Origin of the sequence: Rhodococcus sp. SJ-3, assembly GCF_051918125.1 — a bacterium.
GTDB lineage: Bacteria > Actinomycetota > Actinomycetes > Mycobacteriales > Mycobacteriaceae > Rhodococcus.
The window spans coordinates 1674888-1697122 of sequence record NZ_CM123306.1 but is presented as its reverse complement, the minus strand read 5'-3'; the positions used below and the strand labels follow the sequence as shown (position 1 = coordinate 1697122).

The 22235-nt window shown below is 65.2% G+C and carries 21 protein-coding genes; 13 read left to right on the top strand and 8 right to left on the bottom strand.

All coding sequences use genetic code 11. From position 1 onward, the window contains the following. The first annotated feature begins 49 nt into the window (after nt 1-49). Nucleotides 50-1006 carry an LLM class F420-dependent oxidoreductase gene (locus ACTDXD_RS07615; RefSeq protein WP_440126470.1) on the top strand — a complete coding sequence of 319 codons (957 nt, stop codon included), beginning with the start codon at nt 50-52 and terminating at the stop codon, nt 1004-1006. After that, on the top strand, nt 1003-2049 hold the full coding sequence (locus ACTDXD_RS07610; RefSeq protein ID WP_440126469.1) for a CaiB/BaiF CoA transferase family protein: 1047 nt from the start codon (nt 1003-1005) through the stop codon (nt 2047-2049). Before ACTDXD_RS07615 ends, ACTDXD_RS07610 begins: the two co-directional genes overlap by 4 nt. Before the next feature lie 90 nt (nt 2050-2139). Here the strand turns inward: ACTDXD_RS07610 and ACTDXD_RS07605 are convergent, their stop codons facing one another. After that, a complete protein-coding gene (locus tag ACTDXD_RS07605; protein WP_440126468.1) occupies nt 2140-3150 on the bottom strand; it encodes a 2Fe-2S iron-sulfur cluster-binding protein in 1011 nt (336 codons plus the stop codon). Nucleotides 3151-3270: 120 nt separating this feature from the next. Between ACTDXD_RS07605 and ACTDXD_RS07600 the strand changes: the two genes are divergently transcribed. The 5 genes from ACTDXD_RS07600 to ACTDXD_RS07580 are packed head-to-tail and all read left to right on the top strand — an operon-like array spanning nt 3271 to nt 8322. Then, nucleotides 3271-4674: a class I adenylate-forming enzyme family protein gene (locus tag ACTDXD_RS07600; protein ID WP_440126467.1), complete on the top strand. Its 1404-nt coding sequence runs from the start codon at nt 3271-3273 to the stop codon at nt 4672-4674. Continuing rightward, the gene (locus ACTDXD_RS07595; RefSeq protein ID WP_440126466.1) at nt 4652-5557 is read left to right on the top strand and encodes an acyl-CoA dehydrogenase family protein; all 906 of its coding nucleotides are present in this window, start codon (nt 4652-4654) and stop codon (nt 5555-5557) included. The genes ACTDXD_RS07600 and ACTDXD_RS07595 overlap by 23 nt, the downstream gene beginning before the upstream one ends. Continuing rightward, the gene (locus ACTDXD_RS07590) at nt 5544-6632 is read left to right on the top strand and encodes an acyl-CoA dehydrogenase family protein (RefSeq protein ID WP_440126465.1); all 1089 of its coding nucleotides are present in this window, start codon (nt 5544-5546) and stop codon (nt 6630-6632) included. Before ACTDXD_RS07595 ends, ACTDXD_RS07590 begins: the two co-directional genes overlap by 14 nt. Before the next feature lies 1 nt (nt 6633). Beyond that, on the top strand, nt 6634-7401 hold the full coding sequence (locus tag ACTDXD_RS07585) for an enoyl-CoA hydratase/isomerase family protein (protein ID WP_440126464.1): 768 nt from the start codon (nt 6634-6636) through the stop codon (nt 7399-7401). Nucleotides 7402-7428: 27 nt separating this feature from the next. Further along, nucleotides 7429-8322, top strand: coding sequence for an alpha/beta hydrolase (locus ACTDXD_RS07580; protein WP_440126463.1), 894 nt, complete (start codon nt 7429-7431; stop codon nt 8320-8322). A 63-nt stretch (nt 8323-8385) separates the two neighbouring features. Here ACTDXD_RS07580 and ACTDXD_RS07575 read toward each other — a convergent pair whose 3' ends face one another. After that, nucleotides 8386-9657: an amidohydrolase family protein gene (locus ACTDXD_RS07575; protein ID WP_440126462.1), complete on the bottom strand. Its 1272-nt coding sequence runs from the start codon at nt 9655-9657 to the stop codon at nt 8386-8388. Between the two features lie 9 nt (nt 9658-9666). Further along, on the bottom strand, nt 9667-11013 hold the full coding sequence (locus ACTDXD_RS07570; protein ID WP_440126461.1) for a cytochrome P450: 1347 nt from the start codon (nt 11011-11013) through the stop codon (nt 9667-9669). A 213-nt stretch (nt 11014-11226) separates the two neighbouring features. Here ACTDXD_RS07570 and ACTDXD_RS07565 point away from each other — a divergent pair, with 213 nt between their 5' ends. Continuing rightward, nucleotides 11227-12162, top strand: a complete 936-nt coding sequence (locus tag ACTDXD_RS07565; RefSeq protein WP_440126460.1) for a zinc-binding dehydrogenase — start codon at nt 11227-11229, stop codon at nt 12160-12162. A 55-nt stretch (nt 12163-12217) separates the two neighbouring features. Here ACTDXD_RS07565 and ACTDXD_RS07560 read toward each other — a convergent pair whose 3' ends face one another. Then, nucleotides 12218-12967, bottom strand: coding sequence for an SDR family NAD(P)-dependent oxidoreductase (locus ACTDXD_RS07560; protein ID WP_440127575.1), 750 nt, complete (start codon nt 12965-12967; stop codon nt 12218-12220). Beyond that, the gene (locus ACTDXD_RS07555; protein ID WP_440126459.1) at nt 12967-13734 is read right to left on the bottom strand and encodes an SDR family oxidoreductase; all 768 of its coding nucleotides are present in this window, start codon (nt 13732-13734) and stop codon (nt 12967-12969) included. The genes ACTDXD_RS07560 and ACTDXD_RS07555 overlap by 1 nt, the downstream gene beginning before the upstream one ends. Nucleotides 13735-13787: 53 nt before the next feature. Here ACTDXD_RS07555 and ACTDXD_RS07550 point away from each other — a divergent pair, with 53 nt between their 5' ends. The 3 genes from ACTDXD_RS07550 to meaB are packed head-to-tail and all read left to right on the top strand — an operon-like array spanning nt 13788 to nt 17281. Continuing rightward, the gene (locus tag ACTDXD_RS07550; RefSeq protein WP_440126458.1) at nt 13788-15224 is read left to right on the top strand and encodes a class I adenylate-forming enzyme family protein; all 1437 of its coding nucleotides are present in this window, start codon (nt 13788-13790) and stop codon (nt 15222-15224) included. Then, entirely contained in the window at nt 15217-16356 is a 1140-nt protein-coding gene (locus tag ACTDXD_RS07545; protein WP_440126457.1) for a thiolase family protein, read from the top strand. Before ACTDXD_RS07550 ends, ACTDXD_RS07545 begins: the two co-directional genes overlap by 8 nt. Nucleotides 16357-16396: 40 nt before the next feature. Then, nucleotides 16397-17281 (top strand): methylmalonyl Co-A mutase-associated GTPase MeaB, encoded by an 885-nt coding sequence (gene meaB, locus ACTDXD_RS07540; protein ID WP_440126456.1) that lies wholly within the window; start codon nt 16397-16399, stop codon nt 17279-17281. Between the two features lie 28 nt (nt 17282-17309). Here meaB and ACTDXD_RS07535 read toward each other — a convergent pair whose 3' ends face one another. Genes ACTDXD_RS07535 through ACTDXD_RS07525 form a run of 3 tightly spaced genes read right to left on the bottom strand, consistent with a single transcriptional unit; the run spans nt 17310 to nt 19888 of the window. Further along, nucleotides 17310-18347, bottom strand: a complete 1038-nt coding sequence (locus ACTDXD_RS07535; protein WP_440126455.1) for an NAD(P)H-dependent amine dehydrogenase family protein — start codon at nt 18345-18347, stop codon at nt 17310-17312. Between the two features lies 1 nt (nt 18348). Then, nucleotides 18349-19191: an acyl-CoA thioesterase gene (locus ACTDXD_RS07530; RefSeq protein WP_440126454.1), complete on the bottom strand. Its 843-nt coding sequence runs from the start codon at nt 19189-19191 to the stop codon at nt 18349-18351. 46 nt (nt 19192-19237) lie between these two features. Further along, nucleotides 19238-19888: a TetR/AcrR family transcriptional regulator gene (locus ACTDXD_RS07525; protein WP_440127574.1), complete on the bottom strand. Its 651-nt coding sequence runs from the start codon at nt 19886-19888 to the stop codon at nt 19238-19240. Between the two features lie 179 nt (nt 19889-20067). On the opposite strand from ACTDXD_RS07525, the gene ACTDXD_RS07520 reads away from it, so the two are divergent. Further along, complete coding sequence (locus tag ACTDXD_RS07520) at nt 20068-21066, top strand: acyl-CoA dehydrogenase family protein (protein WP_440126453.1); 999 nt, start codon at nt 20068-20070, stop codon at nt 21064-21066. Beyond that, nucleotides 21050-22225 (top strand): acyl-CoA dehydrogenase family protein, encoded by a 1176-nt coding sequence (locus ACTDXD_RS07515; protein ID WP_440126452.1) that lies wholly within the window; start codon nt 21050-21052, stop codon nt 22223-22225. The genes ACTDXD_RS07520 and ACTDXD_RS07515 overlap by 17 nt, the downstream gene beginning before the upstream one ends. Nucleotides 22226-22235 lie beyond the last annotated feature (10 nt).

The window sequence follows — 22235 nt, the reverse complement described above, 5'->3', positions numbered from 1 at the left end:
AGCGCGCCACCGGGCCGCGCAGACAACGAACTCGAATGCTGGAGGAATCGTGCGGATCGGAGTGATGGTCGGACCCGAGCAAGGGGACACCAACCGCAAGGTCGACCGGATGTTGAAGGACGTCGAATGGGCGGAGGCCGCCGGATTCGACACCGTGTGGGTCCCGCAGATCCCCACCGACTTCGACGCATTGACTGCCATCGCCCTCATGAGCACGAGGACGAGCCGAATCGAGATCGGGACCGCAGTGGTGCCACTGCAGGCGCAGCATCCCGTGCATCTCGTGCGCCAGGCGCTGTCCACGCATGCCGCGCTCGATGGTCGACTCGCTCTGGGGGTCGGTCCGTCGCACCACTGGATCGTGCAGGACATGCTCGGCCTGCCCTACGACAAGCCCGCCAAGTTCACCCGGGACTACCTCGACGTGCTCGGCGGCATCAAGGATCTGCCCGGCTCGATCGATGTCGAGAACGACACGTTCACCGTGCACAACCCGCTCGACATCGGACCTGTGGCACCGATGCCCCTCCTGGTTGCCGCGTTGGGCCCCGTCATGCTGAAGATCGCCGGTGAACGGGCCGACGGAACGATCCTGTGGATGGCCGACGAGCGCGCGATCGGAGAGCACATCGTTCCGCGCATCACCAAGGCCGCCGCAGACGCGGGACGACCCGACCCGCGCATCGTCGCGGGTGTGCCCGTGTGTCTGTGCGCACCGGGCGAAGAGGACGTCGCGCGTGAACGCGCCAACCGCATCCTCGCCGAGGCCGAGATCTCGCCGAACTACCAGCGTCTGCTCGAGCAGGGCGAGGCAAAGGACATCGGTCAGATGGCCATCGTCGGCGACGAGGACTCGATCCTCGCCGGGTTCAAGCGGTACCGCGACGCAGGCGTGACCGATCTGTCGATGCGCCTGCTTCCCATCGGAAACAACCGCGACGAACTGGTCGCGTCGAAGTACCGCACACGTGAGGTCGTCGCCGAGCTTGCGAAGGAACTGCGGTGACCGGTCCCCTCGCAGGTATCCGGATCCTCGAGGTCGGCCATATTCTTGCCGGACCGTACGCAACGATGATGCTCGCGGATCTCGGGGCCGAGGTCACGAAGATCGAACCACCGACAGGGGATCTGTCACGGCAGGTCAGCGACGCGTACTTCGCGAGTCTCAACCGGGGCAAGCGGAGCATCTGTCTCGACCTGACCACCGATGAGGGCCAGCGTCGGCTCGGTGAGCTTGCCGCCGAATCACACGCTCTGCTGGTCAATCTCAAGCCGTCGGCGATCCGGAAGTACGGTTTGACCTACGACGCATTGCGACGGTTCAACGACAAGATCGTGTGTGTCGCGCTCACGGGATACGGCCTCGACGAGGGCGACGACCCCGCATTCGATTACGTCATCCAGGCAGTGACGGGCGTCGCCGACCTCACCGGCGATCCCGCCGGGCCACCGACACTTCCCGGGTATTCGGCGGCCGACAATTCGACCGGCCTGACGGCCGCGCTCGGCCTGCTCGCCCAGATCGTGTCGGGTCGTGGCGGCCAGGTGGAAGTCTCGTTGCGCGACGTCATGCTCTCGCAGCTCAATTACCGGGCGTCGGCATATCTCAACGAGGGCACCCCACCGCGCCGTATGCCGAGCGGTGCGCATTCGTACTATGTTCCCGCGCAGTTGTTCCCGACATCGGACGGGACGCTGGCGTTGTTCATCACCCACGACGGTTTCTGGCGCACGTTCGCCGCCGAAGCGGGTATCGAGGGCTTCACGACGATGGCCGAGCGCGCGGCACAGCGAGACGAGGTGCTTCGCGTCGTCGCCGAAGTACTCGCCGGTGACACCGCGGCCGGGTGGGAATCGCGATTGCGTCCGCTGGGTGTTCCCGCTGCCGCGGTCCGGTCGCTGCCGGACGCGCTGGAGGCCACACCGTCCATGGTTGTGGAGGCCGGTGACTTCCGGCTCGTCGGAAGTCCCATCCGCATCGACGGCTATGAGCCCGAATACGGAGCGCCGCCGAAGCTGGGCGAGCACGGCACGCTTCCAGTCGGTTGAACCTTCTGGTCCGCTGTTGCGAACACAAGCCCGGGCACATCGATGGCCTCCAACGAAATCTCGTTGGAGGCCATCGATGTGTTGCACGTCCTACTCGTATCGCACCTTGATGGAGCAGTCCGGTACAGCCTGGCAGGTGAGGGTGTAGCCGTCGGCGATCTCGTCGTCGCTGAGTGCATCGTTGACGCGCATGGTGGCACTGCCGTCGGTGATCTTCGCGATGCAGGTCGCGCAGTTACCGGCCTCGCACGAGAACGGAGGTGCCAGACCTGCTCGCCGCGCGCTTTCGAGAAGTGTCTCGCCCGCCTGCAGTGGCACAGACACGCGCTGGCTGCCCAGCCGGATCGACACGGTGCCCTCGACCGGCGCGGCCGGCGCCGGAGGCTCTGCTTCTGCAGCTTTCACGGGTTCCGCGGCGGCACCGAAACGTTCGCTGTACACCGTGCCGGGGCCGGGGAGGGCGGACTCGATCATGTCCATGAACGCCTCGGGGCCGCACAGGTATGCGTCGGACGCGGTGTCGCCGCCGATGAAGTCCAGCGCACCAGCGGGGGTGAGCAGGCCGGAGTCGTCGTCGAAGTGACGAACGACGGTGAGGCGTCCGCCGTACTGCTCGACGAGCTGGTCGGTCATGGCGTCGAAGATCGCAGCGTTTCGGTCGCGGTCTGCGATGAGTAGGCGGACGTCCCTGTCGGTGGTGGCGAGCGCACTCTTCGCGATGGACAGTAGGGGGGTGATGCCGCTGCCGCCGGCGAATCCGATGACCGGCCCTGCCCCTTCGCGCAGCAGGAAGGTGCCTGCGGGTCGGGTGATCTCCACCTGATCGCCCTCGGCCACGTTGTCGTGCAGCCAGTTGGAGACCTTGCCGCCGGGAACTCTCTTGATGGTGGTCATCATCTCGGTGTCGGTCTCGGGGGCACTCGACATCGAGTACGACCGGTAGAGGTCTGTGCCGTCGACATTGACCTTGAAAGTGCAGAACTGACCTGCCTGGTAGGTGAACGGCCCCTCCACGGGGGTGAGCACGTAGGTGCGGGCGTCGTCGGTCTCCTTCACGATCCGGGTAACGGTCGCGCGCTGGAACAAAGGTGGTCTCGCCATGGACCGTCTCCTCCTGGTATCGATATTCTGCTACTAGGAGAGTACTATTCTCGTCAATGAGAGCGAAAGCTCCCGATGAAGTTCTTCCCAGGATGAGACGGGATCGTAAGGAACGAGGACATGGCCGACCGCACCGTGCTGGCCTACGACCAGCAGGAATACAGCCGCACGCAACTCGACGCACTGGCTGCCGGTATGGCTGCGTCCCTCGAGCGTCGCGGTGTCGGCCCTGGCGACCGTGTGGCGCTCATGTCGTCGAATCGGCCCGAGTTCGTCATCGCAGTGCTGGCGATCTGGCAGCTCGGCGCAGTCGTCGTCCTGATCAGTCCGGCATGGAAACGCGCCGAAGTCGCGCACGCGCTCGATGTCAGCGAGGCCACCCACGCTGTCGGCGACAGTTCGGTACTCGCCGACCTGATGCCCATGCTCTGCCTCGACGAGCAGATCGAAGAGGGATTCCGTCCGCCCACACCGGCCGACGCGGATGCCGACGCCGTGCTCGTGTTCAGTTCGGGCACCACCGGCCTTCCGAAGGCCGTCCGCCACACCCACGCATCGTTCGCCGCTGCGGTCGGGCACTGGCGGGACGCCCTGAAACTCACCGCGAGCGATCGCATCCAGATCGTCACGCCCCCATCGCATATCCTCGGCTTGCTCAACATCGTCACCGCACTCGATGCAGGCACCTGGATGCGGCTGCATCGCCGATTCGACCTCGACGCGATGCTGCGCCACATCGAAAGCAACCGCATCACCGTCGAAATGGCGGTGGCGCCGATTGCATTGGCTATCGCGTCGCACCCGGATCTCGAGTCCTTCGACCTGACGTCGCTGCGCTACATCATGTGGGGCGCCACACCCGTTACGCCGAGTGTCGCCGAGACCGTCACCCGCCGGACCGGAGTGTCGTGGGTCCCGGCGTACGGGGCGAGCGAGATCCCGGTGATCGCCTGCAGCCCGATCGAGGGTGCGCGCCTGGACAGCGTGGGTCGCGTCGTACCCGGTGTCGAGATGCGCGTCGTGTCGCTCGAGACGGGCGAGACGCTAGAGCCGGGCGACACGGGTGAGATCCAGGTGCGGTCGGCGTCCATGATGGCCGGATACCTACCCGGCGACACGACCGCCGACGCATTCGCCGACGGCTGGTACCGCACCGGCGACGTCGGCAGTGTCGACGCCGACGGCTGGGTGCGCATCACCGACAGGTCCAAGGACATGATCAAGGTCAAGGGTTTCCAGGTGGCGCCCGCCGAGATCGAAGCCGTCCTGTTCACTCACCCCGACATCGCCGACTGCGCGGTGTTCGGGGTCGACGACGCTTCCACCGGTGAAGCCGTCGTCGCTGCGGTCACTACAACCGCACCGATCGAAGCCGGCGAGATCATCGATCTCGTCGGGAACACCCTCGCCTCGTACAAGCGTCCGAGTCGAGTGGTCTTCGTGCCCGAAATCCCGCGCCTGCCCTCCGGCAAGGTGTTGCGCCGAATACTCGAGGAGCGCCATGGACGTACGTCTGACCAATGAACAGCAGCAATTACGCGACGCAGCCGCAAAACTCGCCGACGACCTGGGGCCGGGTTCGGTTCAGGACCTCGACGACGCGACACGAGTCGCACGGCTGGAGAAGACGGTGGCCGCGGCAGGCTGGCGCGAACTTCGTTCCGACGGCGCCTCCGGCGTCGAGGTTGCGATTGTTGCCGAAGAATTCGGCCGAGGACTCGTGGATGTCCCCTTCCTCGGTCCGGTTCTCGCCGACGATTTGCGACGTCACCTCGCCGACGACCCGCAGACCTGGGCCATCGCCGTCGGCGACGACGCTTTCGATGCGTCGGGTCTCACCCACGCACTTGTGGTGCGCGACAGCAGTATTCTCGTGGCCGAGATCGGCGACCCCGCAGAGGGAGCCGACTTCACCCGCGCATTCGCGACGTTGGTCCGGCCGTACGAGCAGATCGGCGAACTGTCACCCGAACAGGTCGAGCGCGGCTACGCGCTGGCGTTGGTCGTGACGTGCGCCGACCTCGTGGGAACCTCGCGCGGCGCCCAGGCGGCCGCGGTCGACTACGCCAAGATCCGCGAGCAGTACGGCAGCACCATCGGCTCGTACCAGGCCGTCGCGCACCTGCTCGCCGAAAGCGAAGCACTCATCGAAGGATCCATCAGCGTGCTGCGTCACGCGGCGTGGGCAGTCGACGAACTGACACCCGCCGAAGCGGTGCGCGCCGCGAGGATCGCGAAGATCTACTGTGCCCGTGCCGCACGCACGGTGTGCGAAACGGCCATCCAGGTGCACGGCGGCATCGGAAACACCTGGGAATGCATCGAACACGTCTATCTTCGGCGGGCGCTGACGTCCACCGAACTGTTCCCCGTGAGCCTGGAGGAGATCGACCTTGGACTTTCGTGACTCGCCGGACGAAGCCGCGTTCCGTACGCGGCTGCGCACCTGGCTCGCAGAGATAGCAGGAACATTCCCCACATCGGGCGACGAGTACTGGGCAAAACAGGGGGAATGGCATCAAGCCCTCTACGGGGCGGGATTCTTCGGCCTGTCGTGGCCGAAGGAGTACGGCGGACAGGAACTCCCGCCGGTCTTCGATGTGATCCTCGACGAGGAACTCGCGATCGCCGGTGCGCCGCCGCGGCCGAGCCTCGGCTACCTCGTGGTGGGGCTCGGGCATCACGGAAGCAAGGAACTGCAGCAGCGGTTCCTGCCGGGGATGATCAACGGCACGCAGCGGTGGTGTCAGGGCTTCAGCGAACCCGGTGCGGGCTCGGACCTGGCATCGCTGACCACCACCGCGATCCGCGACGGCGACGAATACGTCATCCACGGGCACAAGATCTGGACGAGCTATTCCGATGTTGCGGATTGGTGCTTGCTTCTCGCGCGCACCGATCCGGATGCGCCGCGGCATCGCGGTATCTCGGCATTCATCGTTCCGATGAAGCAGGAGGGTATCGAGCAGCGTCCGCTCAAGATGATCAGCGGTGTCACGAAGGAGTTCGGGCAGGTTCTGTTCGACGGTGCACGAGTGCCCGCGGACCAGATGGTCGGCGAACCCGGCGACGGCTGGCGTGTCGCGATGACTGTGGTCGGGCACGAGCGGGAGCCGTCGACGCTCGGATTCGCTGCGCGCTACGGCAAACTCGTTCGTCAGCTCGCTGCCCGCACCGAAGGACGGCCACCCGAGGACCTGGCGTGGGCGGCGGTGCAATCCGAGATGTTGCGCCTGCACGTGCGCCGCCGGCTCTCGGAGCAGCTCGACGGTGTGAATCACGGATCCGAAGGCTCACTCGACAAGCTGCTCATGACCTGGGTGGATCAGTCGGTCGGACACGCCGCACTTGCTGTGGCAGGCACCCGCGACACCGAGCTGCTCGGCTCGTACATGTACAGCCGCGCGCAGTCGGTCATGGGCGGTACGTCACAGATCCAGAAGAACATCATCGCTTCACGAATCCTCGGATTGGGGGTCTGACATGTACGACATGCCCGACGAAATCGACGTCCAGGCCGACGGCCCGCTTCGGATCATCACCCTCAACCGTCCCGACGATCTCAACGCCGTCAACGATCCCCTGCACGAAGGCCTTGCGCGGCTGTGGCCGCAGTTGAGCGCCGACCGTAGCGCCCGCGTTGCTGTGATCACGGGTGCCGGACGGGCGTTCTCGGCCGGTGGTGACTTCGGCTATCTCGCCCAACTTGCGGAGGACCCCGACCTGCGCTCGAAGTCGATCGCCGACGGCCGCGAGCTCGTACTCGGAATGACGCGATGCCGAATTCCGGTGATTGCGGCAGTGAACGGTCCGGCAGTCGGACTCGGCTGCAGCATCGTGGCACTGAGCGACATGGTCTACATGGGTGAGAAGACCTACCTCGCTGACCCCCACGTGCAGGTCGGCCTGGTTGCAGCCGACGGCGGTGCGCTCACCTGGCCGCTGCAGATCAGTCTGTTGCAGGCGAAGGAGTTCGCGTTCACGGGACAGCGGATCTCCGCGCAACGAGCGCTCGAGCTGGGTCTTGCCAATCACGTGGTCGAAGATCCGCTGAGCGAGGCACTCGCAGCGGCCAAGAACATCCTGGACCAGCCGCAGAAGGCGATCGAGGCGACCAAACGCCTGATCAACATCCAACTCGAACGCACGGTTCTCGCCGCAATCGACTACGCTCTGAGCGCCGAGGAAATGACCTTCCAGAGCGACGATTTCCGGGCGAACATCGCACGCCTCACCGCAGGCAAGAGCTGACGGAGAAACGGACAGGGGGCACGGGCCATGCTGAGCCGCGTGAGGTCTTTGCCGCACTTCCATCCTGATCTGCGCGTCGCGGCGCTGGTGGCACCGCGACGCGCAGTGACACCGAGAACACTCGGGGTGCTGCGTACCCTCACGGCGCGGATCAAAGGGGCAGACCCGGACATCCACGTCCTGGAACCCGGCGTGGCGGTGAGGTTCTTCCGTCCGCGCGTGCCTGCAGGTGATGCGCCGCGTCCCGCGCTGTTGTGGATCCACGGCGGTGGTTACGTGTTCGGCCGGGCTGCGCAGGACGATGCACTGTGTCAGCGCTTCGCCGATCGGCTCGGTGCGGTCGTCGCATCGGTCGATTACCGGCTGTCGCCTGAATACTCGTACCCGATCCCTGTGGAGGACTGTCTCCATGCCTATCGGTGGCTCGTCCACCGGGAGGAGGTGGACCCGTCGAAGGTCGTGATCGGCGGTGCCAGCGCAGGTGGGGGTCTTGCAGCGGCGCTCGCGTTCGCGATACGCGACAGCGATCTGACCGAGCCCGTGTTCCAGCTCCTGGTCTATCCGATGCTCGACGACCGGACTGTCTCCGGGCCCGAGCACATGCGCATGTGGGACGGGGAGTGCAACCGCTTCGGTTGGACGAGCTTCCTCGGGGATGCCGACGCGTCGATTGCGGCTCCGGGCCGCCGCACCGATCTGGCGGGACTTCCGCCGGCCTGGATCGGTGTCGGGGCCAACGATTTGTTCGCGCGTGAGGATCGCGAGTACGCGGACCGTCTCGTCGAAGCCGGAGTGCCGTGCGAATTCCACTCGGTATCGGGGGCTTTCCACGGTTTCGATCTCGTCTCCTCGCGCAGCGGTGTCGCGCGGGAGTTCTTCGGCGAACAGTGCGCCGCGGTGAGCAAGGCGCTGAAAGTCTGACCGACCCGACAGAACGACGGTGCGTCCGAACTCCGCAGAGTTCGGACGCACCGTCGTGTCGGTTTACGAGTGAGCGAGTTCGTAGCGCCGGCGGTATTCCTGCTTGGACGTTTCGCTGATGTCGACGTCCTGTGCGCGTGCCCGCAGCGCGCCGACGGTGGCCTGCTCACGGGGCGTGTGCTCGAACGGATCCCAGCCGAAGAACTTCGTGGCGTTCTCGAAGGTGACCTTGTCGATTTCTTCGTCGGTGAGCTCGGCGGCGACGAGTTCCTCCATGAGCATCTCGGGGGAGCGCGGCCACGTGGAATCCGAATGCGGGTAGTCGCATTCCCAGGCGATGGTGTCGATACCGAGTCGCTCTCGATTGTTCAGGCCGCTGGGCTCGGTGATGTAGCACGCGAGGAAGTTCTTCTTCCACACGTCGGTGGGCGACATGCCCTTCGGCAGGAAGCTCGCACCGGTCCAGGACTGGTTGACGATGTGGCGTTCGAGTCGGTCGAGCCAGGGTGCGACCCAGCCGACGCCACCTTCACTCATCGCGACCTTGAGGTCGGGGAATTTCTGGAACGCGCCGCTGAGCATCATGTCGGTCGCGGCGATCGTCGAGATCAACGGGGTGAGCACCAGCATGTCGTCGAGGTTGAACGCTTCGGGACGCTTGACCAGGCTCATGCCGCCGCCGATGTGCAGGCTGACCACGATGTTGTGGTCGACGCAGGCCTTGAAGATCGGATCCCAGTGTCCCGACTTGAAGTCGGGATAGCCGTCGCCGACACCGTAGGGGGTTTCCGGGAGAGAGATGGAGCGACACCCCATCGCGGCGAGCCGGTGGATTTCCTTGACGGATTCGTCGGCGTCGTAGAACGGGACGATGCCGAGGGGGATGAAGCGTCCGGGGTGGTCGCCGGGGACTTCCCCGACCACCCAGTCGTTGAAGGCTTTGAGGGCTGCAAGGGAGAGTTTCTTGTCGGGCAGGGTGGCGAGGTGGGTGCCTGCGAAGCCCGGGAAGGTGGCGAACAGGGTGGCGGCGAGGGTGCCGTTGGCGTCCATGTCGCGCACGCGCATGTCCATGTCGTAGACGCCGGGCCGCATCTCGGCGTAGCCGGTGGGGTCCATGCCCCATTCTTCCTTGGGCCAGGAAACGACGGCGTTGAGGCCGGAGCTGCCGACAACCTGGCCTTGGAATTGCCAGGCCTGGACGGCGGGGTTGCGGGGATTGGCGGTGAGTTTGGGAGCGTGATCGCGGAGCGATTTCGGGAAGTGTTTGTCGAACAAGTCGGCCGGCTCGACCACGTGGTCGTCGATGCTGACCATCACCATGTCATCGATATTCATCGAAAATCCTTACTGTCGCGCAGTTACCGGCGCGGCGAGTTCCCGTTCGTCGATCATGAGTTGGAGTTCGGCCAGAGTCTCGTCGAGACCCGCGCCGAGGCGTGGGCCCGGAGTGAAGTCGGCCGGAAGTTGTCGCATTCCCTGGATGACTCCGATGGAGTCGTAGTGCACCGCGCCTGCGGGGTCGCAGTGGAAGTCAGGCATACGGTCGAGCACCGCCACCAGCATTCGCTTGAACACCGTTCGCGCCAGGTTGGATCCTATGCAGCGGTGGACCCCCAGACCGAAACTGAAGTGCCTGTTGCCCTTGCGTTCGAGGTCGACGGTGTTGGGGTCGGTGAACAACGCGGGGTCGCGGTTGGCCATGGCCCAGGAAAGCCACACACGTTCGCCCTCTTTCGCTTCGACGCCGTCGATCTCCATGTCCGCGGAGAATGTGCGTCCGTCGCCCGCGGATGGGCAGAAGAAGCGCAGGAACTCCTCGGTGGCCGAGTCGAGCAGCGTGTCGCGTTCGGTGCTGAGGGTTTCGCGCTGATCGGGATTCTGCGACAACCATTCGAGTGCGTGGGAGGTGAGCGCTGTCGTCGTATCGAAGCCGCCGCCGATGAGCAGGCTGAGGACCCCGAGAAGTTCTGCGTCGTCGGGTTGCTCGCCATCGACGGTAGCCTTGGCAATCGCATCGACCATGCCCGGGCGGGGATTCTCTCGGATTTCGTGAAGGCTGGAGAGCAGATCCAGCCCCATGCGCCGGTGTAGTTCCGCGACCCGGGTGACGTCGGGTGAATCCGGGGGCGTGTACATCGCCGCATGCACGGGTTCGCAGTACACGTTCCATTTGGCGACCGGGATGCCCAGCATCGCGAGTGTGATCACCGCAGGGACGATGTTGACGAGGTCGTCGATGAAATCGATCTGCCCGGTCTCGATCTTCTCGTCGAGGCAAGCGCGGATCACCTCGTCGATGACGGGAACCCATTTCTTGACCGCGGCGGGCGACAGGTAGGGATTGAGGACCGCGCGGAACTCGCGATGCTCGGGGTCGTCCATTTCGAGGATCCCGCCGCGTACGCCGGATGCCCTGACCGCAGACGGGATCATTATCCCCTTGTATCCGCGGCGAACTCCCTTGACATCGTGATCATTCGAGATGTCCGCGGAGCGGGCGAGAGCGAATACTTCGTCACTACCGGAGGCGACCCAGTGGCCACCGTGGGTATCGGACCAAGCGAACGGGCACGTGGACTGCAATTCCTCGGTGATGTCCAGGAACTTGTCGCGATAGTCGGGAGCGTGCCTGTCGAACTGAAACACAGGTTGCCTGCGGCCGACGTCGGATACAGCGTCATCAACACTCATGGCTCTGCTCTCTGGTGTCTGTGGTGGGGAACGCGGAACGTCGGATGACGTCTGACCGAACGGTCCCCCGTCGCGTAGTCTGTAATTCAAGAATGTCCTTCCGAATGTGGAGAACCATAATCTCGAGCGGGTGTTTCCGCAAGGTTCCTACCGCGGTGTCGACGTTCGATTCCAAGGCCGGCGGCAGTCCGGTCTGCGACGAAGGGGAGCAACTTGAAGGCATGGCAGTTCGAAGGAGCCGGGAAGCCGATCTCACTGAACGAGGTGCCGGAACCGGTGCCCGGCCCCGGGGAGGTCATCGTCGATGTCAGAGCCGCCGGGTTGTGTCACAGCGACATCATGTACATGGAGGTCGGCGAGGTGAGCATGCCGTTCCTGCCCATGACCCAGGGGCACGAGAATGCAGGCGTCATCAGCGCTCTGGGCGACGGGGTCGACGGTTGGGCACTCGGTGACATCGTCGGTGTATGTACGTCCGGCTTCCGTCCACCGGCCGGAATGTTCACCCCCGGCGGCTTTGCCGACAAGTTCCTCGCCGATGCCCGCGACCTCGCGCGCGTACCCGAGGGGCTCGACCTGTCGCTGGCGGCGCTCGCCACTGACGCGGGTATGACCTCGTACCACGCGATCATCAAAGAGGGCGGGGCCACGGCCGGGATGAAGGTCGGTGTCATCGGATACGGGGGACTCGGTCAATTCGGCACGCGCGCAGCGGTGCTCGCGGGCGCCGAGGTGCATGTCGCGGAAACGAAAGAATCCGTGTGGGGTCTTGCCCGAGCGGCCGGGGTGGTCGATGTCGTGCGCGATGCGTCGGAGTGGGCAGGCCAAGGGTTCGACCTCGTGGTCGACTACGCGGGCTTCGACACCACTGGTAAGGCGCTCGACGCCATCAAGCGCGGCGGCAAGGTTGTCCAGGTCGGTTTGGGAAGGCCGACGTTCACCGTCAATACCCCGACGATCCTCGGCAGGACGCTTGTGGGCTCCTTGGGCGGAACGGTGCAGGACATCGAAGAGGTCTACGAACTGCTGCTCGCCCGGGAGATCGAACCCGAATTCACGGAGATCGGTTTCGACGAGATCGGCGAGGGGCTGGAACGCCTGCGCCGCAACGAGGTCACGGGACGACTGGTCGCGCGCTTCGGGAATTGACCGGTGACAGCGGGGGCCCGGTCATCGAGACGATGGCCGGGCCCCCGACGAATATCTACCGTTGTTGCGGCACCAGTGTTTCCGACCGCTGGATGGTTCCCGTGATTCCGGAGGCATCCTGCTGTCCGAGCAGCACGGCTGCAGCACCCATCGTTTCCGGCGGTTCGATCGCCTCGGGTGGAATCTTCTGTCCGCTGCCACCGGCCAGCCATCCCTCGGTGAGTACGACCCGCGATGGCGACAGGCAGTTCACCGCGATGTTGTCGGACTGCAGATCGGCCGCGAGACCGGTGTAGAGGCGCTCCACGCCGGCTTTCGACACCCAGTAGGCATTCGATCCACGATCGATCATCGTGACTCCGGTCGTGGTCACCGCGATCATCGAACCGCCGCCTCGCGCCCGGAGGTGCGGGATGGCGGCCTTGGTCACGTTGAACACGCCGGTCAAGTTCACGTCGAGACACAACTGCCACCGCTTGAGCGGTGTCGACTCGATCGGTCCCATCCACAGCACGCCCGCGTTGGCGACGAGGATGTCCAGGCCCCCGAATTCACCGACCGTCGTGGTGATCGCGGCGTCGACGGACGCCTCGTCCGTGACATTGCACTGGACCGGGATCGCCTTGCCACCTGCGGAACCGATCCGCTCGGCGACCGCACCGATGGTGCCCGGGATCTTGCCTTCCTGTTCGGTCCGCGCGGCAACGGCCACCGCAGCCCCCGCTTCCGCGAGGGCGACCGCTATCGCAGCCCCGATCCCACGGCTGGCACCCGCGACGAACGCGACTTTTCCCTCGAGGGGCATCACTTCGGCGGGAACCTCAACGCTCCGTCGAGACGGATGGTCTCGCCGTTGAGGTAGTCGTTCTCGACGATCGACGCGACGAGCGTCGCGTACTCGACCGGGCGGCCCATGCGCTTGGGATGCGGGACCTGCGGGCCCCAGTACGCCTCGAGCTGATCGCTCGCCTTGCCGTAGGCAGGGGTCAAGATGGTGCCGGGGGCGATGGTGTTGACGCGGATGCCCAGCGGAGACAGGTCGCGTGCGGCGACGAGCGTCATGCCGAGGATGCCGCCCTTCGCGGCAGAGTAGGGAAGCTGGCCGATCTGACCTTCCATGCCCGCGATCGACGCGGTCTGGACGATGACACCGCGCGAGCCCTCGTCATTGAACGGGTCCTGCTTGGCGATGGCCGCCGCGGCCAGTCGCATGACGTTGAACGACGAGGTCAAGTACGACTGGATGGTCTTGGTGAAGCCTTCGAGCGACATGGGGCTGCCGTCCTTGCCGACGAGACGGCCGCCGCCGGCGGGACCGCCGTGGCAGTCCACCGACACGCGCAGCGGTCCGAGCGACTCGGCTTCGGCGATGGCTGCGAGGACCGACTCCTCGCTACCTGCGTCGGTGTTGACGTAGCGCACGCCCAGCTCGTCTTCGAGAGCTTTGCCCGCTTCGTCGTTGACGTCTGCGACGACAACCTTGGCTCCACCCTCATGGAGGCGGCGAACGGTGGCCTGCCCGAGGCCTCCGGTGCCTCCGACGACGATGGCTGAGATACCTGAGATCTGCATTCCGATTTCCCTTCTTGCAACTAAAGCTCTCGTGCTGCGAGAATAATGTTCTCATGAACCTAAGCATGATTCTAGAAATGGTGGCAAACAACGGCGAGCGCGCAGTTGCGACCGTCGGCGATCGCTCGTTGACTGCCACGGACCTCGACACACACGCGCGACACCTCGCCGCCCGGGTGCGTGGCAGCTCTGCGGTGCTCTACCTGGGAACGAATCACCTCGCCTATCCGGTGGCCCTGTTCGGTGCGGCACTCGCGGGGGTACCGTTCGTTCCGCTCAACTATCGCCTCGGGGATCAGCAACTGTCGGCGCTGCTCGATCGACATCCCGGCGCGACGATCCTGCGCCAGGACGATCTCGACGCGCTGCTCGACCATGCACCGGACGACGCAGAGCCCGCCGAACTCGAACCGCAGTGGGACGGCGACGCGATTGCCGCGATCATCTACACCAGCGGCACGACGTCGGATCCCAAGCCCGCCGTCCTGCGTCACCGGCATGTGATCGCGTACGTCCTCAATACGATGGAGTTCGCATCCGCAGAGGAAACCGATGCGTCACTGGTGTCCGTACCGCCCTACCACATTGCGGGTCTGACGAACCTCATCTCCAACCTCTACAGCGGCCGCAGGATCGTGTACCTGTCGGCGTTCGAACCCGCTACCTGGCTCGAAACCGTACGCCGTGAGAAGGTCGTGCACGCGATGCTCGTGCCAACGATGCTCGCCCGGATCGTGGCCCACCTCGGCGAAGACAGCGCAAACGTTCCGACGCTCGAGACCCTAGCCTACGGAGGATCCCGCACTCCGCGGCCCGTCCTCGAGCATGCGCTGCGCGCGTTCCCCACCACCGGATTCGTCAACGCGTACGGCCTCACCGAAACAGCCTCTTCGGTCGCGGTCCTCGGGCCGGACGACCACCGCGAGGCGATCTCCTCCGACGACCCCGCCGTGCGCGACCGGCTCGGTTCGGTCGGCAGGCCCCTGCCGGGCATCGAGATCGAGATCCGGACCGAGAGCGACGAACCGGTTGCCACCGGCGAGACCGGGCTGATCTTCGTGCGCGGTGAGCAGATCTCCGGCGAATACGGTGGACGCAGCGTGCTCGACGCCGAAGGGTGGTTCTCCACCCGCGACCTCGGGCATCTCGACGCCGACGGCTACGTGTATGTCGAGGGCCGCTCCGACGACACGATCATCCGCGGCGGCGAGAACATCGCGCCCGCCGAGATCGAGGACGTCCTGCTGGCCCATCCCGCGATCGTCGAAGCCGCCGTGATCGGTGTGTCCGACGCCGAATGGGGGCAGCGCATCGTGGCCGTCCTCGTCGGCGACGCCGACCCGGACGAGGTGCGACAGTGGGTCAAGGACCGCTTGCGCTCGTCGAAGACCCCCGACACCATCGTCTTCCGACACGAACTCCCGAAGACCGAAACCGGAAAGCTTCTGCGCCGCACCCTACTCGCCGAACTGGAGAACCAAAATGCCTGAAGCCGTCATCGTTTCCGCGCTGCGGACGCCCGTCGGGACCGCCCGCAAGGGTACGCTCCGCGACACCACCGCCTTCGATCTCGCCGACCACATCGTCACCGCGGCAGCGAAAGGCCACGACGCGGCCGACATCGACGACGTCATCCTCGGTGAGGGCCTGTACGGCGGCGGTGTGATCGCCCGCCACGCTGCGATCACAGCCGGCCTGACCACTGTGCCGGGCATGGCCACCAACCGCCACTGTGCCGCGAGCCTGGCCGCGGTGCAGAATGCGGCGGCGAGCATCATGGCAGGCATGGACCGGCTCGTGATCGCCGGTGGCGTCAACTCGGCCTCCACGTCCCCGCAGTCGCTCATGCGCAACGGAGAGAACTGGGAGCCGTGGCTGTCGCCGACCCACCCGAATCGGGAGGACGCACCCAACAAGGACATGTCCATCACCGTCGGCTGGAACGCCGCGGTGAAGGCCGGCGTGTCGCGTGAAGAGATGGACGCCTGGGCCTTGCGCTCCCATCAGGTCGCGATCAAGGCCATCGACGAGGGCAAGTTCGTCGACGAGATCGTTCCGATCGAGACCCCGCACGGTCTGTTCTCGGTCGATGAACACCCGCGTCGTGACACCAGCATGGAAAAGCTTGCGTCGCTGAAGGTTCTCCACCCGGAGATCGAAGGATTCAGTATCACCGCAGGCAACGCCAGCGGTGGCAACGATGCCGCGGCCGCCCTGACGATCGCGAGCAGCGACCTGGGTCTTCCTGCGCTCGGCACCGTCAAGGCGTGGGCGTCCACTGGCATCGATCCCGCGCTCACGGGGCTTTCGCCTGTCGATGCGATTCCGAAGGCACTGGCTCGCGCCGGTATGTCGATCTCCGACGTCGACTTGTTCGAGATCAACGAGGCGTTCGCGGCGCAGTGTGTCGCCGTGATCAAGATGCTCGAGCTCGACGCCGATCGCGTGAACGTGCACGGAAGCGGTTGCTCACTCGGGCATCCTGTCGCCGCAACCGGCGCGCGCATGCTCACCACCCTCGTCCACGAGCTGCGTCGTCGCGGCGGTGGCGTCGGTGTGGCCTCGATGTGTGCGGGCGGAGGAATCGGCTCGGCAGTGGTGATCGAGGTGCCTGCGCCGTGACAACCGAACTTCCGGCACCGTTGCCGAACTCGGGCGCGGCGTGAACGTCGTCGAACTCGTCGAAGCGGCTCGTCGCGGCTCGCAGCGCGCGACGGGCCGCTTGCTCACGTTGGTCGAAGGGGATCGCCGCGACGAGGTTCTCGAACTGATCGATACCTCATCTTCGGGTGCTCGCGGCACTGCACCCGTACGTGTTGTCGGAATCACGGGGCCTCCGGGCGCCGGGAAGTCGACGACGGTCGGTGTGCTCACCGGCGGCTACCGCGCGCGGGGCTTCCGTGTCGCGGTGCTCGCCGTCGATCCTTCCTCGCCGTACAGCGGAGGAGCTCTGCTCGGCGACCGCATCCGGATGGCCGCGCACGTCAACGATCCGGATGTGTTGATCCGGTCGGTGGCGTCGCGCGGTCATCTCGGGGGCCTGGCCGCGGTGGTCCCGGCGGCGATCAAGCTGCTCGGTGCGCTGGCCTACGACGTGATTCTGCTCGAGACAGTCGGGGTGGGCCAGTCGGAGGTCGAGATCGCTGCGGTCGCAGATCCGACCGTCGTCATTCTCAATCCTGGTGCGGGAGACGCCGTTCAGGCAGCGAAGGCGGGTCTGCTCGAGGTGGCCGACATCCTCGTCGTCAACAAGGCAGATCGGGAAGGTGCCGCCGCGACGGTGCGCGACCTTCGGGTGGAAACCGGCATGACGATTCTTCAGCTGATCGCGTCGACTGGCGACGGAGTGGACAAATTGATCGAGGCTATCGAGGCGCATCAGCGCGCCGATACCCCCGAACGTCGTACTGCGCGAGCACGTGCGCAGATCTTGTCGCTCGCCACTACGCGGCTGCGTACCCACCCCGGCCTCGATGATCTCGCCGCCGCCGTCGCGGACGGGCGCAGCGACCCGTACACCGCTGCCGCCGGCCTCCTCGGTCGGTAGAACCGGGGGCAGACGGCAGGCGGAGGGGTCAGTTCAGGACCGGCACGATCAGCGGCAGATCGAGAGTCGTGCGAATTCCTGGTGCTGCTGCATGCACCGCGTGCACGGCGTTGACAGCACGGTTCGCAGTGTAGTTCGGGGCCGTCTCGCTCATCCGCTCCAGCGGAACCGGGAAGCGCATCTCGATGTCGAGCGGGGCGTCCCCGTCGATCGAGATGTGCCAACCGGTCGCGTGCATGTCCCAGTCGACGTCGATCTCGGTGGTGCAGTACCACGTTGGGCGGAAACGCATCAGCTCCCGGCCGTCGCGAATTCCGGAGATCGTGATGCGCTGTGCTGCTACCGTTCCTGCCGCAATCGTTCCTGCCGCGATCGAGACGTCGTCCCGAGCCACAGCCAATTCGCCGCTGGCCTCGACGGAATCGAGCGGTAGGCCGAGCGCGTCGGCCAGCACTTGGAGCGAAGGCCCGAAGTTGGACTTCACGTGGTCGAGCCGTGCCTTCGCGAACTCACCGGGGGACTGACCGAAGCCCATCACCTCGAAGAGGATGCCGGGTGAATCCCGCTGCGACAGGTCGGCGTACTCGTCGATGGCGAGATGGTCGAGCTTACGCTGGATCGAGGACAACACCAGAGGCACTGCCTCGCTGATGAATCCGGGGCTGCTCCCCGTACTGTGGACGGAAGTGCCGCCCGAGGCGCAGGCGGCTTCGACGGCGTTGCGCACCGCTGAAGGCATGCTCGGTGGGTGGTGGAACTCGCCTCGGGTGGTGACGATGTTCGTGCCAGAGGAGAGTATGCGGCAGACTTCATCCAGATCGAACTGCAGCGGCATGTAGAGGACGCAATCCGCACCGAGATCGATGATCTCGTCGATACTGCGGGTTGCCTTCACCCCTGTGGTATCTCGATCGCACAGGGCACCTGCGTCGAGGCCTTCCTTGGCGTCGCTGTGGACATAAAGCCCGGCCAATGTGAGGTCGGGATGGTCGATCACGGCCCGGAGTGCTCGGGTGCCGATATTGCCGGTGGCCCACTGGACGACGCGTAGTGCTTTCTGGGACATATCAAGACACCTCGGGAGGAAGGCGCAGGAGTGCTTCCTGAGCGAAGGAGGCGACGAGGTCGCCCTGTTCGGTGAAGACATCGCCGCGGCCGAAGCAGCGACCGTTGGCGATGAGAGGGCTGTTGTGGCGCAACAGAAGCCAATCATCGGTGCGGAAGGGGCGGTGAAACCAGAGATTGTGTGAGGTCACCGCCGAGGTGAAGGCCGTGCCGTTGCCGGTCTGGCAGTAGCCGTCGACGGCCAGGAGTGCGGTGCCGATGAGGTGGAGGTCGGTCGCATACGAGGTGAGTGCGGGTGCCAGCGTTTCGTCGACGGTGGGCGTGCGCATCCACATGTCGAATTCGGGTGTGGCAGTTCCGAGATCATTGAGGTCCGAAGACGCGCGAGTCTCCCAGGGTATGAGAGAGAAGTCGACCCGGCTCTCTTCCGCGAGTAGCGAAGGCACCGGCGGGAAGGATTGTCGCTCGGGGCCGTTCTCCGGAGCGTGCATGGAGACCGATGCAGTGGCCAGCACACCCTTGGTCTGGCGCGCGACGATGGTCAGGGTGCCGAAGGACCGGCCTTCGTGCTGGCGCGTCACCTCGTATCGGACCGCCTCATCGGCGCGCCCTTCGCGGGCGAACACGGTGTGTAGCGATTTGATGGCCTTTTCCGGGCAGGTCAGCTGAGCTGCCCGGACGAACTGTCCGAGCAGCTGGCCGCCGAAGAGCCGGTGGTATTCCAGGCGCTGGTTTGCGCCTTCGAAAACCGTCTTGCTCGACGGGGCATCAGCGGAAGCAGGGGGCGTATCGGCTGCCGGAGTGAGGTCGAGGCACGTCAGGAGGTCATTCCAAAGCTCGGTCACAAGCCGAGTGTAAATGACCCGCTCTCAAATGAGAACAGCATTCTTCCTATTTGGTAGCGAATCCGAGTGAGCAGAATGTCCACACCTCGTCGGCGGTGATCGGCCGCGCGGTGGCGTCGGCGTCGCCGCTCGACTGGGCGATGAACATCACGGTCTGCATGGTCATTGCCGCGGCACGTCGCGCGTTGAAATCGCTGCGCAACTGGCCCGAAGCCGCGACCTTCTCCATCAGTTCGGTGAACAAGGCCAGCATCGATGCGTGGGCAACCTTGACCTCGGCCGGATGTGTGAGCAGCAACTGAGGAGCGAAATCGGTGAACAGGGGGCGTTGAGCAACCGGGTCCGGACGCGACGATTCGAACAGGAGCTCGACCGCCACGCGGAGCTGATCCATCGGATCGTGCTCGCCCGCCGCGGCCGCGCGAATCTGGTCGGCGGAGCGACCCAGAGCGTCCTCGAACAGGGCGAGCAGCAGCTCGTGCTTGCCGTCGAATTGCAGGTAGAAGCTACGTAGTGATTGCTTCGAGCGGTCGACGACCTCCTGCACCGTGAAGTCGGTACTGCCCTTCTCGGTGATGATGGCCTGGGCGGCGTCGAGAAAGCGCTGCACGCGCTGTTCGGCCCGCAGTTTCGCGGTCCGGATGGACCGCTCGACCGCGCGCTGCTTCCATGCGGGTTCTTCGCTCGGGCCGGTCACTGCGCGCACTGCCCATTGTTGCGTGAGGCAAACATGTGAGCACTGTACCGGAGAGCGTGCTCTTTTCCGCAAGGTTACCCAAGAGTCAGATGCGCCGAATGAGACCATTACTTTCTTGTATAGAGAATGATATTCTCATATGGCTGTGCACCGCAGCTCTGTCAGAGAGGTATGTCGGAATGCTTTTCGAGTTCGACTCCGATCAGCGACTGTGGCAGGACACCGTCCGTGACGTCACGGCGAAGGAATGTCCGTCCACGCTGATCCGCAATATCGTCGACAACGGCGCAGACCCAGGGCCGCTGTGGAAAGCCCTCGTGGGACTCGGCTGGACCGAGCTCACGGATCCCGAGGCGGCTGTCGAGCTCGGGATCGTCCTGGAGGAGCTGGGGCGGGCCACGGATCCCACGCCCTATCTGGCGACGATGACGCAGTTCGCGCAGCTCGCACCCGGTGTGGCCGAACCCGATCAGGCCGGCGCAGCGGTGTACAGCGGTGTCCATGCGCATCGCGACGCCGACGGGTGGGTGCTCCACGGCACGGCCGCGCAGGTTCTCGACGGGGACCGCGCCGACCTTCTGGCAGTGGTCACCGACGCGGGCGTCTTCGTCGTCACCTCCGACAAGGTCACCGCGACCCGCAGTCCGGTGTTCGACCCCGCCCTGCACATCGCTGAGGTTCGGTTCGAGCACGTTCGGGTCGAGGGCGATCCGCGTTCCGACGCCGATCCGGCCCGGGCCCGCCACATGGCGCTCGCAGGGCTTGCGCTCACGACTGTCGGTGCGTGCCAACGGGTTCTCGATCTCGCGCTCGACCATGTGAAGAACCGGCAGCAGTTCGGTGTCACGATCGGGTCGTTCCAGGCCGTCCAGCACAAGGCCACCGACATGCACATCGCGATCGAACGCGCCCGCGCACTGGCGTACTTCGCGGCGCTCACCATCGCCGAGGACGACCCGCGCAGGAATCTCGCCGCGTCGATGGCCAAGGCCGCAGCCGGTGAATGCCAATCGCTCGTCTTCCGTCACGGATTGCAGTTGTTCGGCGCCATGGGCTTCACCTGGGAGAACGATCTGCAGTTCGCGCTCAAACGTGCCCGCGCCTGTGAGCATCTGCTCGGTAGTGCCGCCGAGCATCGGGCACTGATCACCGAGGAGTACCGTGCAACTCTCGTATGACGACGACGTCGAGGCGTTCCGCGCCGAGTTCGTGGCCTTCCTCGAGGCGAACCTGCCCGACGAGGCGGACGCCACAGAACGATCCACCTCGAGCGCCGACATGCCCGAATGGGCACGCCGCTGGCAGCGACTCCAATTCGACAACGGCTGGCTTCTTCCGGGGAATCCGCCTGAATTCGGTGGCCGCAACGCGACATTGATACAGCAGGCCGTCCATCTCGAAGAGCTGTCCAAACGCCGGATCTACCACAGCTTCAATCCTCAGGGACTCGGCATCATTGCGGCGTCCATCCTCTCGTTCGGTACCGAGGAGCAGAAGCAGAAGTGGGCCGCGCGCATCCTGCGCGCGGAGATCACCGCAGCACTGGGAATGAGCGAACCCGGCGCAGGCTCCGACCTCGCAGGTCTTCGCACGCGCGCTGTGCTCGACGGCGACCACTTCGTCGTCAACGGACAGAAGGTATGGACCTCCGGCGCTCACCACGCCGATGTGCTCCTCACCTTTGTTCGCACCGATCCGAATGCGCCCAAGCACAAGGGCATCAGCGTGCTGCTGATCCCCACCGACACACCGGGTGTGGTCCGGCGTCCGTTCGCGTCCATCGCCGACAAGGACGATCGCGACTTCAACGAGGTGTTCTTCGAGGACGTCCGGGTCCCGGCGGAAAACCTCATCGGCGAGCTCAACCGGGGCTGGAGCGTTGCCAACGGCTCGCTCGGACACGAGCGCACCCTCCTGTGGCTCAGCTTCGCAGACCGATTGGAAGATCTCGTCGTAGACTTCGAGCCGCGCACGGTCATCGATCGCGACCGGTATGCAACGCTGGTGATGGACCTGCAAGCGCTGCGTCTGCTCGGATCTGCCGCCCTGGCACGCGAGTCACGCGGCGAGCAAGATGTCGCCTCCCTCTCGGTACTGAAACTGCTCGGATCCGAAGCGATTCAGCGCTCGGCCGAGCACGCACTCGATGCCGAAGGAGCGCAAGGGCTCGTGCACCCTGCATCGACCGCGCCGTACACGCCATGGAATCTCGACAATTTCTCGTCGAGTTGGTTCGAACGCTTCGCCCGCAGTTTTGCAGGCACCATCGCGGGCGGGACCTCCGAGATCCAAAGGAACATCGTCGCCCAGCGAGTGCTCGGGCTACCACGCGGCTGAGGAGCGTAAC

Excerpts from the sequence above, each read along its gene's own strand:
- ACTDXD_RS07570 (WP_440126461.1), bottom strand. The coding sequence starts at position 11,013 with ATGAGTGTTGATGACGCTGTATCCGACGTCGGCCGCAGGCAACCTGTG.
- ACTDXD_RS07520 (WP_440126453.1), top strand. The coding sequence starts at position 20,068 with ATGCTTTTCGAGTTCGACTCCGATCAGCGACTGTGGCAGGACACCGTC.
- ACTDXD_RS07560 (WP_440127575.1), bottom strand. The coding sequence starts at position 12,967 with ATGCCCCTCGAGGGAAAAGTCGCGTTCGTCGCGGGTGCCAGCCGTGGG.
- ACTDXD_RS07585 (WP_440126464.1), top strand. The coding sequence starts at position 6,634 with ATGTACGACATGCCCGACGAAATCGACGTCCAGGCCGACGGCCCGCTT.
- ACTDXD_RS07600 (WP_440126467.1), top strand. The coding sequence starts at position 3,271 with ATGGCCGACCGCACCGTGCTGGCCTACGACCAGCAGGAATACAGCCGC.
- ACTDXD_RS07550 (WP_440126458.1), top strand. The coding sequence starts at position 13,788 with ATGAACCTAAGCATGATTCTAGAAATGGTGGCAAACAACGGCGAGCGC.
- ACTDXD_RS07605 (WP_440126468.1), bottom strand. The coding sequence starts at position 3,150 with ATGGCGAGACCACCTTTGTTCCAGCGCGCGACCGTTACCCGGATCGTG.
- ACTDXD_RS07575 (WP_440126462.1), bottom strand. The coding sequence starts at position 9,657 with ATGAATATCGATGACATGGTGATGGTCAGCATCGACGACCACGTGGTC.
- ACTDXD_RS07555 (WP_440126459.1), bottom strand. The coding sequence starts at position 13,734 with ATGCAGATCTCAGGTATCTCAGCCATCGTCGTCGGAGGCACCGGAGGC.
- ACTDXD_RS07580 (WP_440126463.1), top strand. The coding sequence starts at position 7,429 with ATGCTGAGCCGCGTGAGGTCTTTGCCGCACTTCCATCCTGATCTGCGC.
- ACTDXD_RS07545 (WP_440126457.1), top strand. The coding sequence starts at position 15,217 with ATGCCTGAAGCCGTCATCGTTTCCGCGCTGCGGACGCCCGTCGGGACC.
- ACTDXD_RS07535 (WP_440126455.1), bottom strand. The coding sequence starts at position 18,347 with ATGTCCCAGAAAGCACTACGCGTCGTCCAGTGGGCCACCGGCAATATC.
- ACTDXD_RS07595 (WP_440126466.1), top strand. The coding sequence starts at position 4,652 with ATGGACGTACGTCTGACCAATGAACAGCAGCAATTACGCGACGCAGCC.